The following is a 14,816-nucleotide window of genomic DNA, read 5'->3' on the forward strand; positions in this document are numbered from 1 at the left end:
CGCCGCGCGCCGGGGCGTCGACCAGCGCCGCGGCCGGGCATGTTGGCGGGGCCCGCCAGCACGGTATGCCGGGCGTCGGGTCTGATGATCATCGGCGCCCCCTTCCGCGCACGGTACGGGGACTTTTGGTCCCCCGGCGGAAGGCTAAGCCAATCCGATTGAGCGCAACAGGGGGCGCCGCGTCGGATTAGCGTGAATCATGGCGTGCTGGGGCTCTTTCCACCCTGGTCAGCGCCCTTGGGAGCGCTTCCATGAGATTCCTCCGCATCGACCGTTCCGCTGTCGGCGGAGACCATCGTGGCAGCGTCCGACGACCCGGGCCCGGCGGTCGGCTGCTCGGGGAACCGGTCGGGCAGCCGACGCAGCCGGGCGTTCATGTTACGGATCAACAGCACGGTGGCGATGGCCAGTACGACGATCAGGAACAGACCCATCGGCCCGGCCAGGCCGCCGGTCCGGGTGTCCCCGAAGTTGTTCTCCGCGAGCACCTGCGCAGCGGTCAGCATGACGGGATTCCTCCGATGTGCGAGTTGTCCCCCACCGTACGCCTGTCCGTGCTCATCCCGCGTGCGTGGTCTCGCGGATCCCGGCGAACAGGTCCGACTCGGGTAGCGGACTGTCGACCAGCGAACGGGCCAGCTCGAAGTCCTCCGTCGGCCAGGCCCGCCGCTGCACCTCCATCGGCACCTGGAAGAAGAAGCCGTCCGGGTCGATCTGGGTGGCGTGGGCCCGCAGCGCGTCGTCGCGGACCGGGAAGTACTCCGCGCACTCGATCCGGGTGGTGATCCGGGGACCCTTGTCCGGCCGGTCCTCCCAGCGCTGCAGCCACTCCGCGTACGGCGACTCCTTGCCGGTGGCCAGCACCGCCTCGTGCAATGCGGTGATCTTGGCCTTGGAGAAGCCGATGTCGTAGTAGAGCTTCGACGGCTGCCACGGCGCGCCGAGCTCGGGATACCGGGCCGGGTCGCCGGCCGCGTCGAACGCCGCGACGCTGATCTTGTGACACATGATGTGGTCCGGGTGCGGGTAGCCACCCTCCTCGTCGTACGTGGTCACCACGTGCGGCCGGAACTCGCGCATCAGCCGGACCAGCGGAGCGGCCGCGACCTCGACGTCCTGCAGCGCGAAACAGCCCTCCGGCAGCGGCGGCAGCGGGTCACCCTCGGGCAGCCCCGAGTCGACGAAACCCAGCCACGCCTGGTCGATGCCGAGGATGGCCCGGGCCGCGTCCATCTCCGCCCGACGGATCTCGGCGATATTGGCCCAGACGTCCGGTCGGTCCATCTTCGGATTCAGCACGCTGCCACGCTCGCCGCCCGTACAGGTGACGACGAGGACCTGCACGCCTTCGGCGACGTACCTGGCCATGGTCGCCGCGCCCTTGCTCGACTCGTCGTCGGGATGGGCGTGCACGGCCATCAGGCGTAGCTGCTCAGTCAACTCCGGTGTGCTCCCTCGTCGTACCAGGCCGAACCCGTGCCGGCCGGGCTGGTCGGCTGGTCGTGCGACCCGGTGGTTGTGCGGCCCCGCCGTTGGTGCTGGACGGGTGGTGTGGTGCCGTACTCCTCAGGTGGACCTGCCGTCTCCGGCCGGACCTCCGGCTGAGAGGATGGGGCCTACCCATTCTTGCCGATGCCACCGACATCAGTCCCAGGAGATCACCACCGGTGCCCGAGACGCCCACCACACCACCGACCGCCGCCCCGGTTTTCCCGCCCGGCCGGTACGGGCACCGGCGTGCGGGCCGGCAACGGCGTCCCTGGGTCGCGGTGCTGCTGGTGGCGGTGCTGCTCGGGGTGATGGTAGCCGTCTCGTTCCGGCTCTACCGCCAGTACGGCGACCCCAACTACGACGCCCAGGTGATCACCTACACCCAGATCACCGAGACGCAGGTGGTGATCGACTTCCGGGTCACCGTACCGGAGGGCGGGTCGGCGATCTGCGTGCTGCGGGCGCGGTCCAAGGACGGCGCCGAGGTCGGTCGCGAGGAGCTGCGGGTCGCCGCGGAACCGGGACAGCGGCACCTGACCGCCCGGCACCGGCTCGCCACCGCCGCCCGGCCGATCATCGGAGAGGTGCTTCGCTGCCGCCCCGCCGACTGAGCCAGGTCCCCGCCCGCCGCCGGGTCACGACCGCACCCGGCGTCTGAGCGACCGGCGGGGCCGGGACGGCGGGCCGCCGGCCCGGGACCAGGCAGGGCTGGGCCGCCGCACCGCAGGTCCCCGTACGGCGATAAATGACCTGGCGTCCCGTGTGTAGTGCACTGGTAACTTGGTAATTCGTCCCTGTCCGCCGCACGACTACCCGAGGAGATCGTCTGTGTCCACGACCGACCGCGCGGCAGCCACCTGGCTGTCCCAGGAGGCCTACGACCGGCTGCAGGCGGAGCTCAACGAGCTGATCGCCGCTCGGCCGGCCATCGCCGCAGAGATCAACGCCCGACGCGAAGAGGGTGACCTCAGGGAGAACGGCGGCTATCACGCCGCCCGGGAGGAGCAGGGCAAGCAGGAGGCCCGGATCCGCCAGCTCCAGGAACTCCTCCGGACCGCCCAGGTCGGCGAGGCGCCCGCCGCCGACGTGGTGGGACCGGGCTGCGTCGTCACGATCCACTTCGACGACGACACCGACGACACCGAGACCTTCCTGCTCGGTTCCCGGGAGATCGCCGCGACCACCGACCTGACCGTGTACAGCCCGGAGTCGGCCCTCGGCAAGTCCATCCTCGGCGCCCGCCCGGGCCAGACGGTCCACTACACCGCACCCAGCGGCGCCGAGATCAAGGTGACCGTGGTCCGGTTCGAGCCGTTCGGCCGCTGACCGGCCGGGCAACCCCGACCGCCCAGCCGGGCTCAGCCCGGCTGGGCGACGTCAACCTGGTAGCCGCTGCCCCGCAGCGCGCTGATCAGCCGGTCGGAGTGCTCGGCGCCCCGGGTCTCCACCGAGAGCGCCACCTCGACCTCACCGAGCCGCAGATGCGGGTTCTGCCGCTGGTGCACCACGTCGACCACGTTGCCCCGGTGCTCGGCGATCAGGCCGAGCAGTGACGCCAACTGCCCGGGCCGGTCCGCGCAGCGCACGGTGATCCGCAGGAACCGGCCGGCCGAGGCCAGCCCGTGCTCGATCACCCGCAGCATCAGCAGCGGGTCGATGTTGCCGCCGGAGAGCACCGCCACCACCGGCGGCTCGACCGGCACCACCCCGGCCATCAACGCCGCGACCGCGGCCGCCCCCGCCGGCTCCACCACCTGCTTGCCCCGTTCCAGCAGCATCAGCAGGGCCCGCGAGATGTCCTCGTCCGACACCGTCACCACGTCGTCGACCAGTTTGCTGACGTGTGCGAAGGTGACCTCACCGGGTCGGCCGACCGCGATGCCGTCGGCGATCGTCGCGTACGACGGCAGCCGTACCGGCGCTCCGGCGAGCAGCGAGGGCGGGAACGCGGCCGCACCGGCCGCCTGCACCCCGATCACCCGTACCTCCGGGCGCAGCGCCTTGGCCGCCACCGCGAGACCGGAGACCAGCCCGCCGCCGCCGACCCCGGCCACGATCGTGCGCACCTCGGGGCACTGTTCGAGGATCTCCAGCGCCACCGTGCCCTGGCCGGCGATCACGTCCGGATGGTCGAACGGGTGGATGAAGACCGCGCCGGTACGTTCGGCGAAGTCCTGCGCGGCGACCAGCGACTCGTCGACGGTGTTGCCGACCAGTTCGACCTGGGCGCCGTACCCCTTGGTCGCCGCCACCTTCGGCAGCGGCGCGCCCACCGGCATGAAGACCGTCGCGGTGGCGCCGAGCAGGCCGGCCGCCAGGGCGACCCCCTGGGCGTGGTTGCCGGCGCTCGCCGCGACCACCCCACGGTCCCGCTCGGCCGCGCTGAGCCGGGCGATCCGGACGTACGCCCCGCGGACCTTGTACGACCCGGCCCGCTGCACGTGCTCGCCCTTGAGCCAGACCGGACCACCGAGGGCCGCGGACAGTGGCCGGGAAGGCTCCAACGGAGTGGTCCGGATCACGTCGGCGAGCAGTTCGCGTGCGGCGGTTACCTCGGCGAGTCCGACCAGCTCCGTCATGTCCCAGATCGTCGCATCACGGTGGCCGGAATGACTAAGGCGCCGGCACCGCCATGCCGGGCATCACAGGTCCGCGCGGCGCGCCGCGGGCGATCCGGGCCTCCTGCGCCCGGGACACCCGCACCGCGAGCAGCCCGAACGTCACCGCGGCCAGCACACCGGCGACCAACACCACCGAGTTGCGGAACAGCGCCTGCTGGTAGTAGTCGACGTGGGCGGCGAAGTCCGCCGGATCGATCGGCAACGGCAGCTCGGTGAACTGCCCCAGGTCGTACCGGGAGACCGCCTGGCCGCCCCAGACGTAGACCACGAACGACAGCCACCAACCCCAGACCAGACCGGGGGTGCCGGCCCGGAACAGGCTGACCCGGGCGACGTCGGCCATCACCCGGAACGGGATCACCAGGTTGGCGAAGGGCACGAACCAGCCGCCGATCGCCCACCCGGTACGCAGCTCGGGTGCCGAACCGGCGAAGGCGTCTAGGTTGTCCCGGACCCGGTAGCACCAGATGATCACCAGTACCGCCGCCACCAGCACGATCGCCGTCTGGCCGAACGCCAGCACGGCCTCGAGGACCGCGGCCTGGTCGAGGGCGGCCGGATCGAGGTCCCGCTCCGCCCGGCGGGCCAGCTGCAGACCGATCACCGGCGACAGCAGCACCGCCGCGTCGGCCAGCATCGCCAGTGCGACGGCGGCGGTCGCGGCCAGGCCGAACGTCCACACCGAATGGATCTTGACGCCCGGCAGCACGGCCGGCGCGCCGACCGGGGTGTAACAGGTGGGGCAGTCCGACCTACCGGCCGGAATATCGGTGGCGCAGGTCTCGCAGCCCATGGGCACCCGTCCTCGTTCCGTTGACCAAAACGCGCCCACGGTAGTGGAACGGACGACGGAAGAAGATCGATTTTTCGTGCCGGACCGGTACGCGGCGGCAGGGGCGGTCGCCGGGCGCACCAGGGTCACGGTCAACCGGCCGGAGTCGGCACCCTCGGGAAGCCGGGTGCGTGCCGCTGCCAGGGCGCGGTCAGCTCGAACTGCCCGGCGACCCCGAGCAGCAGGAGTTCCGAGCCGGGCGGGCCGACGAGCTGCACCCCGACCGGCAGCCCGTCCGGACGGATTCCGACCGGTACGACCAGCGACGGCAGGCCGGCGATGTTCCACGGCGCGGCGTACGGGGCGTACCGGATGCAGGCCAGCAGGTTCGCCCGCCAGGAGCGACCGGCCCAGTTGACCGCCGGCAGCGGGGCGCTGGCCAGGGCCGGGGTGAGCAGCAGGTCCACCGAGTTGTCCTGGAACCAGGCGATCGACCGCTCCCGCCAGGCCGTCCGGTCCTTCTCCTGGACCAGGCCGCGTCGGTCCGCCCAGGCGCCGAGCGCCGCGTGCCGGCGGCTGCGCCGCTGCAGGGTGCCGGGGTCCAGCTTGAACTCGTCGATGATCCGGCTGGCCGAGGCGAGCCAGGTCGCGACCCCCCGCAGACCGAGCGAGGTCGGATAGACCGGGTCCAGGCTGGCCGTCTCGTGGCCGGCCGTGGTCAGCAGCCGGGCGGCGGTGGTGACCGCGTCCCGGTTCGGGGCGTCGGGGCGTACCCCGACGACCGGCGAGCGGAGCGAGACGGCGACCCGCAGCCGCTCCGGCGGGACCAACTTGTCCGGTCGGCGTCCGGCGAGGACGGCGAAGCCGACTGCGGCGTCGGCCACGGTGGTGGCCAGGATTCCGTGCTCGGTCAGGCCGAACCAGTCGTCGGCGGGCATCTGGCACGGCACCACGCCCCGACCCGGCTTGAGCCCGACCAGGCCACAGCAGGCAGCCGGGATCCGGATCGAGCCGAGGCCGTCGTTGGCCTGGGCGATCGGCACCAGGCCGGCGGCGACCGCGGCCGCGGCTCCACCCGACGAGCCACCCGGGGTACGGCCGGGCTGCCACGGGTTGCGGGTCACCGCGGTGTCGTCGTCGGTCGTCGCGAAGAGTCCGAGTTCCGGCATCCGGGTCGCCCCGACGATGATCGCGCCGGCACCACGCAACCGCCGGACCACCTCGTGGTCGGTCTCGGCGATCGGGGTACGGACCGCGGCCGACCCGTTCCAGGTCGGCAGCCCGGCGACCGGGGTGTTCTCCTTGATCGCCACCGGCACCCCGGCCAGCGGCAGGTTGGCCAGGTCGTCCTGCTCGTCGACCTTCTCCGCCTCGACGATCGCCTCGCCGCCGCGTACCGCCCGGAACGCGCAGAGTTCCCGGTCCGCCCGGGCGATGTGCTCAAGGTGATCCGCCACCACCTGGGTGGCGGAGGTGTCACCACGTCGGACCGCGCGAGCGATCTGCTTCGCGGTCGCGCCGACCCAGGTCGGCATCATGTCCTGCACGGCCACCTCCCCATCGGCTCGTCCGCAGTACCGCCCGGAGCGGGCGGGGTCAGCTCCCACCCTGCCGTACGACCGGCGCGGGCCGCGCCATCCCACGCGGCACGCCCCGGTCACGTACGTCTCCGACGGCGGTCAGCCGAGCGCCTGCTCCAGGTCCGCGAGTAGGTCGTCGGCGGTCTCGATGCCGACAGACAGTCGCACGAGATCGGCGGGAACTTCAAGCGGCGAGCCGGCGGCACTTGCGTGCGTCATCCGGCCCGGGTGCTCGATCAGCGACTCGACGCCGCCCAACGACTCGGCGAGGACAAAGAGTTTCGCCCGGTTGCAGATCTGTACCGCCTGCTCCTCGCCACCGGCGGCACGGAAGGAGATCATTCCGCCGAACCGGCGCATCTGCTTGGCGGCGACCTCGTGCCCCGGGTGTTCGGGCAGGCCGGGGTAGAGGACCTGGGCGACCGCCGGGTGTCCACTGAGGTACTCGGCGATCCGCTCGGCGTTGTCGCAGTGCCGGTCCATCCGTACCGCGAGGGTTTTCACCCCGCGCAGGGTGAGCCAGGCGTCGAACGGGCCGTTGACCCCGCCCATCGCGTTCTGGTGGTAGCGCAGTTCCTCGCCGAGCGCGGCGCTCGCCGCGACCAGGGCGCCGCCGACCACGTCGGAGTGGCCGCCGACGTACTTGGTGGTGGAGTGCACGACGATGTCCGCGCCGTGCGCGATCGGCTGCTGCAGGTACGGCGAGGCGAAGGTGTTGTCGACCACGAGCAGCGCACCGACGTCCTTGGCGAGCGAGGCGAGCCCGGCGATGTCGGCGATGCCGAGCAGCGGGTTGGTCGGGGTCTCCACCCAGATGATCTTCGTCTGGCCGGGGCGGACCGCGGCCCGGACGGCGTCCAGGTCAGAGATTTTGGCCGCCGTCCAGCCCAGCCCCCAGCGCTCGGCGACCCGGGCGAAGAGCCGGAACGTGCCGCCGTACGCGTCGTCCGGGATCACCACGTGGTCGCCCGGCCGGCAGACGGTACGCAGCACCGCGTCCTCGGCGGCCAGCCCGCTGGCGAAGGTCAGCCCGACCGGGCCGCCCTCCAGTGCGGCGAGGCACTCCTGCAGGGCGTCCCGGGTCGGGTTGCCGGAGCGGCTGTACTCGTAGCCGAGCCGGGGATCACCGACGGCGTCCTGGGCGTACGTGCTGGTCTGGTAGATCGGTGGCACCACCGCGCCGGTACGGGGCTCCGGCTCCTGGCCGGCGTGGATGGCAAGTGTCTCGAAGCCGTGACTCATTCCAGTGAGGCTAGTCTGCCCTGGTGGCAGGCTGCGTGTTCTGTGGCGTCGTGGCGGGTTCGGTGCCGGCGTTCCGGGTGCTCGACTCCCCGGAGGGGGTGGCCTTCCTCGACACCCGACCGGTGTTCCGGGGACATCTGCTGGTGGTGCCCCGGGATCATCACGAGACCCTCGGTGACCTGCCACCGGCCGAGGTGCCGGCCTACTTCGCGCTGGTCCGGCGGCTCGCCCTGGCCGTCGAGGCCGGTCTGGGCGCCGGTGGCACCTTCGTGGCGATCAACAACCGGGTGTCCCAGTCGGTGCCACACCTGCACACCCACGTGGTACCCCGGACGAAGGGGGACGGCCTGCGCGGCTTCTTCTGGCCCCGGACGAAGTACGCCTCGGACGACGAGGCCCGGTCGTACGCCGACCGGATCGCCGCCGCGCTCGGCGGGTAGCCTCGGCCGCCCCGCCGGCTGTCCGCGGCTGTCTCCCGTTGTCCGCCCACGCCTCAGGGCGCGGGCAACGGCTGGAGTTCGGGATCGCAGAGGCGGCAGCCCAACCGCCCCTGGTAGATGTCGTGCGTACCGCAGCGGGCCAGCAGTTCCGGTGCCGGCGGCTCGCGCCAGTCACCCCACGCCGGCGAGTCGACCGGCACCGGCCGGTAGCCGGCCAGCATCTCCCGGTACGTCGCCAGACAGCCGAGCGCGTACGGCGGTTCGTAGCGGAGCCGGTCCCAGCCGTGCCGGGTCGCGGCCAGGTCGACGACGCGCAGGAAGAACAGCTTCTCGTCGGGCCAGTCCGGGGTCCAGGGCAGTTCGCCGAGGTCGAACCCGTCACATCCCCGACCGAGCCGGTGCCCGTCCGCGAAGTGCAGTGCGAGATGCTGTTGCCACGAGGTGTCGGCGACCGCACAGCCGGCCAGGGTGAGGACGTCGTAGAAGACGTCCGTCCCGCCGTTGGAGAGGGTGAGTCGCTCGGGTCCGGTCGACCCCTCGGCGAAGAACGTGTTGGCCACGACACCGGGATTCTAGGCGGGGCCGGTCCGGGCGCGGCACCCGCGACGCGGGTCGGATGTCGGGTATCGACTACCTCGTACCCCCTGTCCGGCTCGCTCGGTCGGGTGGCCTGAGCCACGCCGTGGCGGGTAAGGAATCCTGTCCGTGCCGCGTTACACCGGGCAGAGGTACGAGAGGAGTTCGAACCGTGTTCCTACGGCGGATGAAGGCCGAACTGCCCACCCCCGACCAGGCCCTGCCCGGCCGGCTGATCGCGATGCCGATCTCCGACCGCCACGAGGTGCTCGGCACCTCGCTGAAGGGTCCGTGGCCCGAGGGTGCGCAGGTCGCCGTGTTCGGCATGGGCTGTTTCTGGGGCGCCGAGCGGCTGTTCTGGACCCTGCCCGGAGTGATCTCCACCTCCGCGGGTTACGCGGGCGGCTACACCCGGAACCCGACGTACGAGGAGGTCTGCTCCGGCGGAACCGCGCACGCCGAGGTGGTCCAGGTGGTGTACGACCCCTCGACGATCAGCTACGAGGACCTGCTGAAGGTGTTCTGGGAGAACCACGACCCGACCCAGGGCATGCGGCAGGGCAACGACGTCGGTACGCAGTACCGGTCGGCGATCTACACGACGACGGACGAGCAGACGGCGACCGCGATCGCGTCCCGGGACGCGTTCGCGCCGATCGTCGCGGCGGCTGGCCACGGTGAGATCACCACCGAGATCGGCAAGCTCGGCGACTACTACTACGCCGAGGACTACCACCAGCAGTACCTGGCCCCGACCAAGAACCCGAACGGCTACTGCAACCACGGCCCGAACGGGATGACCTGCCCGGTCGGCGTGGCCAAGACAGCCTGACCCCGGCATGGCGCGGGCGCGCGTCCACGGACCCGCGCCCGCGCTGACGCGATCAGCGGGGTTCCCGAGGCTCGCTGTCCCCACCCTCAGGAACCGCGCTGGACCGTACCTGGGTCCTCGCCACGGGGCATCCCGACCCTCTTCGGGCCGCCAGGGCTACGACTCCAGGTAAGCGGCAAGATTGGCCAGCGAGGAGGCGAGGCCGGCAGCGTGGTCCTCGGCGGAGATGCCGGCGGGGACGTTCTCGGCTCGGAACGTGACCTCCGCTCCGCGGCCGGCTGCGCCGACCTCCCACGTCATCGTCATGGTGCCGGCGTACGACGGATCGTCGGAGACGAAGTCCACCGCCTGCACGACCCGCACACCGGGCACGAGTTCGACGAACTGTGCTTCGACAATGTCGGAGTCCGCCGTCGCCTTGCCCGGCGCCGCCGAGGCGTCCGCGTAGGTCAGAACCATGCGATAGGACCCGCCGGCTCGAGACTCGAATCGCTCGAACCTGCCGCTCATTCCGTCCGGCGGCAGCCAGACGGCAAGCGCGTCTGGATCGACAAGGGCATGGTAGACACAATCAGGCGGAGCGGCGATCACTCGGGTTGCGGTGTCTGTCCGTGACATTGCCGCACTTTACTGCCGCCGCCGCGCTTCGGCGTCACCCGATGCGTCAACGGCGGCCTTCCACCGGTCGAGAACGGCGTGCAGCGCCGCCTGCTCGTCGGGCGTACGAATAGTCATGGCGGCCTCCGTCATCCCGGCGCTGACGAAACGGCCGGACAGAACCGTCCGGCGACCGGCTACGAGTTCCGTGGTCCCGGGTCGTTCGGGTGCGGCGACAGCGGCGTGACCGTGTCGTGGCGCCAGACCCGCAGCGGCATCGTCGCGAGAACCTGTTCCAACTGATCGGCGTCGGCGGCCTGGAAGAGGCCAGCTCCGCCACTCGCCGGGCGCCAGGGGTGGACGCCACAGCCGGATCAGGTGGCCCTGGTCGGCAAGCCTCGCGGAGTTGGCCGCCTCCCGAGCGCGGATGTCGTCGACCTCCGCCTCGCTGGTTCCCTCCGGCACGGTGGTCACCATCTCGACGAAGAACTCCACGATCGTCCCCTGTCCCCCTCCGCCTTCCGCTCAGGGCAATGCTAAGCGTATTGCCAGCAACCACGCCCGGTGCTTGCGGGAATGCCCGCACCCAGGGTCGTCTCCGCAGGTCTGGCCCCTGGCCGGCGGGTGCCGGACAGTGGACGTCGGAGACGACCGGGGCTACGGCGGTACACACGGGGTGGCGGCTGCCTGGTTCAATCACACTCGCACGCGCGAACGATTTTCATGGGGGGTGTGCATCGTGCTGGGCAGGGATCCGGCCGAGGCCGAGGAGTGGATCCGGTCGTGGTCCGCCCAGGCGTCGGCCCGGGCTGAGGCGGCCACCCAACTGGCCGACCGGGTCGCCACCATCTCGGCGACCGCCGCCAACTTCGACGGCTCGATCCGGGTACGGGTCTCCTCCTCCGGTGCCCTCGAAGGACTCGAACTGGACGACCGGACCCGGGCACTGCCCGGCCGCGACCTCGCCGACGAGATCATGCGTACGATGCGCCGGGCCCAGGCCAAGCTGACCGAGTCGGTCGCGACCGTGGTCAAGGAGACGGTCGGCACCGACACCGAGTCGGGGCAGGCGGTGATCGCCAGCTTCCGGAGCCGGTTCCCCGCCGACGATCCCGACGACGACCGTACGGATCGGAGGTAGCCGTGTCCGGTCAGGACATCCGGATGCCGGTCGACTCGGTCACCCGGCACGCCACCTCGGTCGACGCCGCCGCCGACGCGATGACGACCGCCCATGCCGCGGCCGCACAGGTGCACAGCGACCAGGAGTCGTACGGCAAACTCCTCGCCGGCATCCTGCCGATGCTGCTCAACATGATCTCCGCGTCCGGGGTCAAGGCACTGGACGCGTCCGTCACGACGCTGCGGGACACCGCCGACGCCCTCCGCACCGCCGCCACGAGCGCCGAGTCGACCGACCGGGCCAGCGCCAGCGCCAGCCGGAGCATGTCGATCGCACCGAAGCGTGACCTGCCGCTGTGACCGCGCCGGCCAATCCGCTGGTCGCGGCCCGCGTCGACAGCACCGAGTGGTACACCGGCCTCGGCATCGGCGAGGGCATCGCCGACCTGGTGAACGGCATCGAGTCCGGCAGCTGGGTGGACACGACGATCGGCGGTCTGGCCACCTCGATGGAGGCGCTGGGCCTCGTCCTGGACCCGATCGGCTCGCTGGTCAGTTACGGCGTGTCGTGGCTGATGGAGCACGTGAAGCCGGTCTCCGACGCGTTGGACTGGCTGGCCGGCGACCCGGACCAGATTGCCGCCAACGCACAGACCTGGCGCAACGTCGCCGAGCATGCCGCGAAGGCCGCGGCCGACCTGCGTACCGCCGTCGCGGGTGAGCTGGCCGAGTGGGCCGGGCCGGCCGCGACGGCGTACCGGACGAACATCGGGATCCAGATCGACGCGCTCGGTTCGGCGGCGCAGTCGGCCAACGGGATCGGGTCGGCGGTGGAGGGCGCGGGCCTGCTCGTCGCGCTGGTCCGTGAACTGGTCCGGGATCTGATCGCCGATCTCGTGTCGGTCCTGGTCGCCCGGATCCCGCTCTGGGCGGCGGAGGCCGGCCTGACCCTCGGCATCGCCAGCCCGTGGGTGGTCGCGCAGGCGAGTTCCCTGATCGCGAAGTGGGTCGCCAAGATCTCCGACCTGCTGCTCGGCCTGGTCCGGAGCATCAGCAAGCTGATGCCGATGCTGCGTCAGCTCGACGACATCTTCGCCCAGCTCTGGAGCGCCTTCCGGCGCGCCGCCTCGGGTACCGGCTTCGGTGGTGGCGGTGGGGCTCCCGACATCCGGCCGCAGATGCCACAGACTCCCCAGATTCCACACATGCCTGCCACGCCGGCCGGCCCGGCGGTGCCACCCGGCCCGGCGGTACCGCCCCCGCCCCCCGCCGGTGGTGGCGGAGGCGGTGGCTACGGCGGGGGTGGCGGAGGCGGTTACGGCGGCGGTGGAGCGCCCGCCCCGCCGAGTCCACCGCCCATGCCCGCTCCGGCACCCGCGCCGATACCGGCTCCCGCCCCGGCACCGATGCCCGTCCCGGAGCCGTCCCTCGCCGGGGTCGGCGACCCGGCCGGCACGCCGGCGCCGACAACCACGCCGCCGGGAACGGTCTACTCCTCGGCCAACAACCCACAGCTCGCCGGGGTGAGCCCACCGCCCGGCGCGGTCTACGGTTCGCCACAGAACCCTCCCCCCGGTGGGCTCTACGGAACGCCGCAGAATCCCGGCGGTCCTCCACCGGGCACGGTGTACGGCAGCCCGCAGTCGACCCCCGGCAGCCCTCCACCCGGCGGGCTGTACGGCACACCGCAGGGTCCACCCGGCAGTGCTCCGCCGTGGGCGGTCCACGGGCCACCGCCGTCGGTGTCGCCGGACGGTCTCTCCGGGGCGCCACAGCCGGGTACGACACCGGGTGGTCAGCCCGGCCCGGCTCCCGGAGCGGTTCCCGGCAGCCCGCCCAGCGCTGGCATACCCGGCAGCACACCACCGGGAACGGTGTACGGCACCCCGCAGCAACCTCCCGTCGGTGACCTGGCCGGCTCCCCACACCAGCCGCCGGCCACCGGCACACCCGGTGGTACGCCGGCCAGCACGCCAGGCATGCCCAGCGCACCGGACGTCCCTGCCGCACCGCAGGGCACGCCGCCCGGTGCCCCACACAGCACAACGCCCGGGTCGCCGCCGACGGCCGGCGCTCCCGGGGCACCGACCGGCACTCTCCCCGGCGCGCCTACACCCACACCGGACCTGGCCCACACGCCGAGCGCTGCGTCGCCCGCCCCGGCAACCGGGCCGGGCGCTCCGGACCCCGGAACCGGACCGGGTACGGGCGGCACGTCCCCCTCCTCACCGGGCGGCCCGACCGCTGGAGGCCCGACCACCGGCAGCCCGGGAAGCACCCCTGGTACGTCACCCGGTGCGCCGATGCTGAACGACCTCGACAAGCTCAAGGGGCTTGATCCTGGCGGTCCGTCGGACGGGCCGGGCCACGCTCTCGCACACCCCGACGGGCCAGGTGACGGTCCCACCCACCCGGACGGCCCCGACAACCCGCCCGAGACCGACAACGATTCGCCTGACCATGACGGCGGCGACGGGGACGGGGACGAACCGGCCGACGCTGACGGCGACGACTCCGCCGATGTCCCAGAGTCGGTCGACCACAACGGCCTGACCCAGAGAGATGTTGACTCGATCCGCGCATACAGCGGATACCAGTACAACGAGATAAACACGTTCCTACGCGGAGAATCCCTGGGCGACCGACCGTTCCTCAACCCGGAGGAGATCCCAGACATAGCCAACGGGATTTCCGAAGGACTTGCGAAGCTGCCAGGCCATCATGGTGAGACGTATCGTGGACTCGGCTTCACGACGGAAGCAGAGTTGCAGGATTTCCTCAACAGATACCAGGACGCCCTGTCACACAGAGCGGAGGGCGCCGTCGTCACGGAACCCAGCTTCGTCAGCACCAGCCAGAACAAAGCGATCGCAGAACACTTCAGTGGCGACGTGATGATGCACATAACCGGTGCCGGCGGCGGAAAGGATGTCGACCTCTACAGCGGCCACGAGGGCGAGTTGGAGGTCCTCTACGATCGCGGCACGAGCTTCCGAGTCGACGCCATCGAAGAGTACGAAGAGTACGCCAAGACGAAATACCGGATCTTCCTTACAGAGATCCCGGCACCGGTGAGGTAGGCAGCGACGTGCGCGAAGAAGAGAGCAGTGTTCCTCCTCAGGGTGAGACCGAAGCGGAGCCCCGTCCGGACACTGTCGGAGCCCCGCAGCAGGGCAAACCCTGGGTACACCCGCGGCCGGGCCACAGGTTCAGCGGACCGGTCGGCGTCAGCGGCGACGGCAAGCGCTTCTTGACGGTGTCTCCGGAGGAGCAGGCCCGCCTCGCGGAGTTGCGTCGCCGGGCCGTCGAGAAACGCGACAGGGATCTCGCACACCGCGCCGAGACGATCCGACGCCAGGAAGAGGCCCGCCAGCGCCAGGAAGAGGCCCGCCAGGGTCAGGAGCAGGCCGAGGCCGAGCGTCCCGAGGGCGTAATGCCCCGGGCCGTCGGCCGAGCGACCCCACCGCCCGAGGCCGAGCACCCCGAGGGCGGGGCACCCCGGGCCATCGGCCGGGCGACCCCACCCAACCAGCCCTGACCAGG

16 protein-coding genes and 2 pseudogenes are annotated in these 14,816 nt (G+C 71.6%); 8 read left to right on the forward strand and 10 right to left on the reverse strand.

The window, feature by feature from the left end; all coding sequences use genetic code 11:
• Positions 1 to 197: 197 nt before the first annotated feature.
• Complete coding sequence (locus ABGB05_RS01365) at positions 198 to 506, reverse strand: hypothetical protein (RefSeq protein ID WP_347651229.1); 309 nt, start codon at positions 504 to 506, stop codon at positions 198 to 200.
• 52 nt (positions 507 to 558) lie between these two features.
• Entirely contained in the window at positions 559 to 1,440 is an 882-nt protein-coding gene (gene mca, locus ABGB05_RS01370; RefSeq protein WP_347651230.1) for a mycothiol conjugate amidase Mca, read from the reverse strand.
• Between the two features lie 227 nt (positions 1,441 to 1,667).
• Here mca and ABGB05_RS01375 point away from each other — a divergent pair, with 227 nt between their 5' ends.
• Positions 1,668 to 2,102, forward strand: a complete 435-nt coding sequence (locus tag ABGB05_RS01375; RefSeq protein ID WP_347651231.1) for a DUF4307 domain-containing protein — start codon at positions 1,668 to 1,670, stop codon at positions 2,100 to 2,102.
• A gap of 217 nt (positions 2,103 to 2,319) precedes the next feature.
• Positions 2,320 to 2,817, forward strand: coding sequence for a transcription elongation factor GreA (greA, locus tag ABGB05_RS01380; protein WP_347651232.1), 498 nt, complete (start codon positions 2,320 to 2,322; stop codon positions 2,815 to 2,817).
• A 32-nt stretch (positions 2,818 to 2,849) separates the two neighbouring features.
• Here the strand turns inward: greA and ilvA are convergent, their stop codons facing one another.
• From ilvA to ABGB05_RS01400, 4 genes are all read right to left on the reverse strand, one after another.
• Positions 2,850 to 4,070, reverse strand: coding sequence for a threonine ammonia-lyase (ilvA, locus tag ABGB05_RS01385; RefSeq protein WP_347651234.1), 1,221 nt, complete (start codon positions 4,068 to 4,070; stop codon positions 2,850 to 2,852).
• A 34-nt stretch (positions 4,071 to 4,104) separates the two neighbouring features.
• On the reverse strand, positions 4,105 to 4,905 hold the full coding sequence (locus ABGB05_RS01390) for a DUF4328 domain-containing protein (protein WP_347651346.1): 801 nt from the start codon (positions 4,903 to 4,905) through the stop codon (positions 4,105 to 4,107).
• A 131-nt stretch (positions 4,906 to 5,036) separates the two neighbouring features.
• Positions 5,037 to 6,437, reverse strand: coding sequence for an amidase family protein (locus tag ABGB05_RS01395; protein ID WP_347651235.1), 1,401 nt, complete (start codon positions 6,435 to 6,437; stop codon positions 5,037 to 5,039).
• A gap of 126 nt (positions 6,438 to 6,563) precedes the next feature.
• The gene (locus ABGB05_RS01400; protein ID WP_347651236.1) at positions 6,564 to 7,706 is read right to left on the reverse strand and encodes a cystathionine gamma-synthase; all 1,143 of its coding nucleotides are present in this window, start codon (positions 7,704 to 7,706) and stop codon (positions 6,564 to 6,566) included.
• 23 nt (positions 7,707 to 7,729) lie between these two features.
• On the opposite strand from ABGB05_RS01400, the gene ABGB05_RS01405 reads away from it, so the two are divergent.
• Positions 7,730 to 8,146: an HIT family protein gene (locus tag ABGB05_RS01405; RefSeq protein ID WP_347651237.1), complete on the forward strand. Its 417-nt coding sequence runs from the start codon at positions 7,730 to 7,732 to the stop codon at positions 8,144 to 8,146.
• A gap of 53 nt (positions 8,147 to 8,199) precedes the next feature.
• On the opposite strand, the gene ABGB05_RS01410 is transcribed toward ABGB05_RS01405, so the two are convergent.
• Positions 8,200 to 8,706, reverse strand: coding sequence for a hypothetical protein (locus tag ABGB05_RS01410; protein ID WP_347651238.1), 507 nt, complete (start codon positions 8,704 to 8,706; stop codon positions 8,200 to 8,202).
• A 188-nt stretch (positions 8,707 to 8,894) separates the two neighbouring features.
• Here ABGB05_RS01410 and msrA point away from each other — a divergent pair, with 188 nt between their 5' ends.
• Entirely contained in the window at positions 8,895 to 9,554 is a 660-nt protein-coding gene (gene msrA, locus ABGB05_RS01415; protein ID WP_347651239.1) for a peptide-methionine (S)-S-oxide reductase MsrA, read from the forward strand.
• Positions 9,555 to 9,710: 156 nt separating this feature from the next.
• Here msrA and ABGB05_RS01420 read toward each other — a convergent pair whose 3' ends face one another.
• The 3 genes and pseudogenes from ABGB05_RS01420 to ABGB05_RS01430 form a co-directional block, all read right to left on the reverse strand.
• Positions 9,711 to 10,172 carry an SRPBCC family protein gene (locus tag ABGB05_RS01420; protein WP_347651240.1) on the reverse strand — a complete coding sequence of 154 codons (462 nt, stop codon included), beginning with the start codon at positions 10,170 to 10,172 and terminating at the stop codon, positions 9,711 to 9,713.
• Positions 10,173 to 10,348: 176 nt separating this feature from the next.
• Positions 10,349 to 10,462 (reverse strand): annotated as a pseudogene (locus ABGB05_RS01425) (muconolactone Delta-isomerase family protein); the annotation flags it as partial.
• A 76-nt stretch (positions 10,463 to 10,538) separates the two neighbouring features.
• A pseudogene (locus tag ABGB05_RS01430) lies at positions 10,539 to 10,628 on the reverse strand (muconolactone delta-isomerase); the annotation flags it as partial.
• 262 nt (positions 10,629 to 10,890) lie between these two features.
• Here ABGB05_RS01430 and ABGB05_RS01435 point away from each other — a divergent pair.
• From ABGB05_RS01435 to ABGB05_RS01450, 4 genes are all read left to right on the forward strand, one after another.
• The gene (locus tag ABGB05_RS01435) at positions 10,891 to 11,292 is read left to right on the forward strand and encodes a YbaB/EbfC family nucleoid-associated protein (protein WP_347651241.1); all 402 of its coding nucleotides are present in this window, start codon (positions 10,891 to 10,893) and stop codon (positions 11,290 to 11,292) included.
• A gap of 2 nt (positions 11,293 to 11,294) precedes the next feature.
• The gene (locus tag ABGB05_RS01440) at positions 11,295 to 11,633 is read left to right on the forward strand and encodes a type VII secretion target (protein WP_347651242.1); all 339 of its coding nucleotides are present in this window, start codon (positions 11,295 to 11,297) and stop codon (positions 11,631 to 11,633) included.
• Complete coding sequence (locus ABGB05_RS01445; protein ID WP_347651243.1) at positions 11,630 to 14,353, forward strand: ADP-ribosyltransferase; 2,724 nt, start codon at positions 11,630 to 11,632, stop codon at positions 14,351 to 14,353. Before ABGB05_RS01440 ends, ABGB05_RS01445 begins: the two co-directional genes overlap by 4 nt.
• 170 nt (positions 14,354 to 14,523) lie before the next feature.
• Positions 14,524 to 14,811 (forward strand): hypothetical protein, encoded by a 288-nt coding sequence (locus ABGB05_RS01450; protein WP_347651244.1) that lies wholly within the window; start codon positions 14,524 to 14,526, stop codon positions 14,809 to 14,811.
• The last annotated feature ends 5 nt before the right edge of the window (positions 14,812 to 14,816 follow it).

Source organism: Plantactinospora sp. B5E13, assembly GCF_039871775.1.
Classification (GTDB): Bacteria; Actinomycetota; Actinomycetes; order Mycobacteriales; family Micromonosporaceae; genus Plantactinospora.

What these genes read in the sequence shown, in the direction of transcription:
- ilvA (WP_347651234.1), bottom strand. Translation starts at nt 4,070, where the DNA reads ATGACGGAGCTGGTCGGACTCGCCGAGGTAACCGCCGCACGCGAACTG.
- ABGB05_RS01420 (WP_347651240.1), bottom strand. Translation starts at nt 10,172, where the DNA reads ATGTCACGGACAGACACCGCAACCCGAGTGATCGCCGCTCCGCCTGAT.
- ABGB05_RS01365 (WP_347651229.1), bottom strand. Translation starts at nt 506, where the DNA reads ATGCTGACCGCTGCGCAGGTGCTCGCGGAGAACAACTTCGGGGACACC.
- ABGB05_RS01390 (WP_347651346.1), bottom strand. Translation starts at nt 4,905, where the DNA reads ATGGGCTGCGAGACCTGCGCCACCGATATTCCGGCCGGTAGGTCGGAC.
- ABGB05_RS01400 (WP_347651236.1), bottom strand. Translation starts at nt 7,706, where the DNA reads ATGAGTCACGGCTTCGAGACACTTGCCATCCACGCCGGCCAGGAGCCG.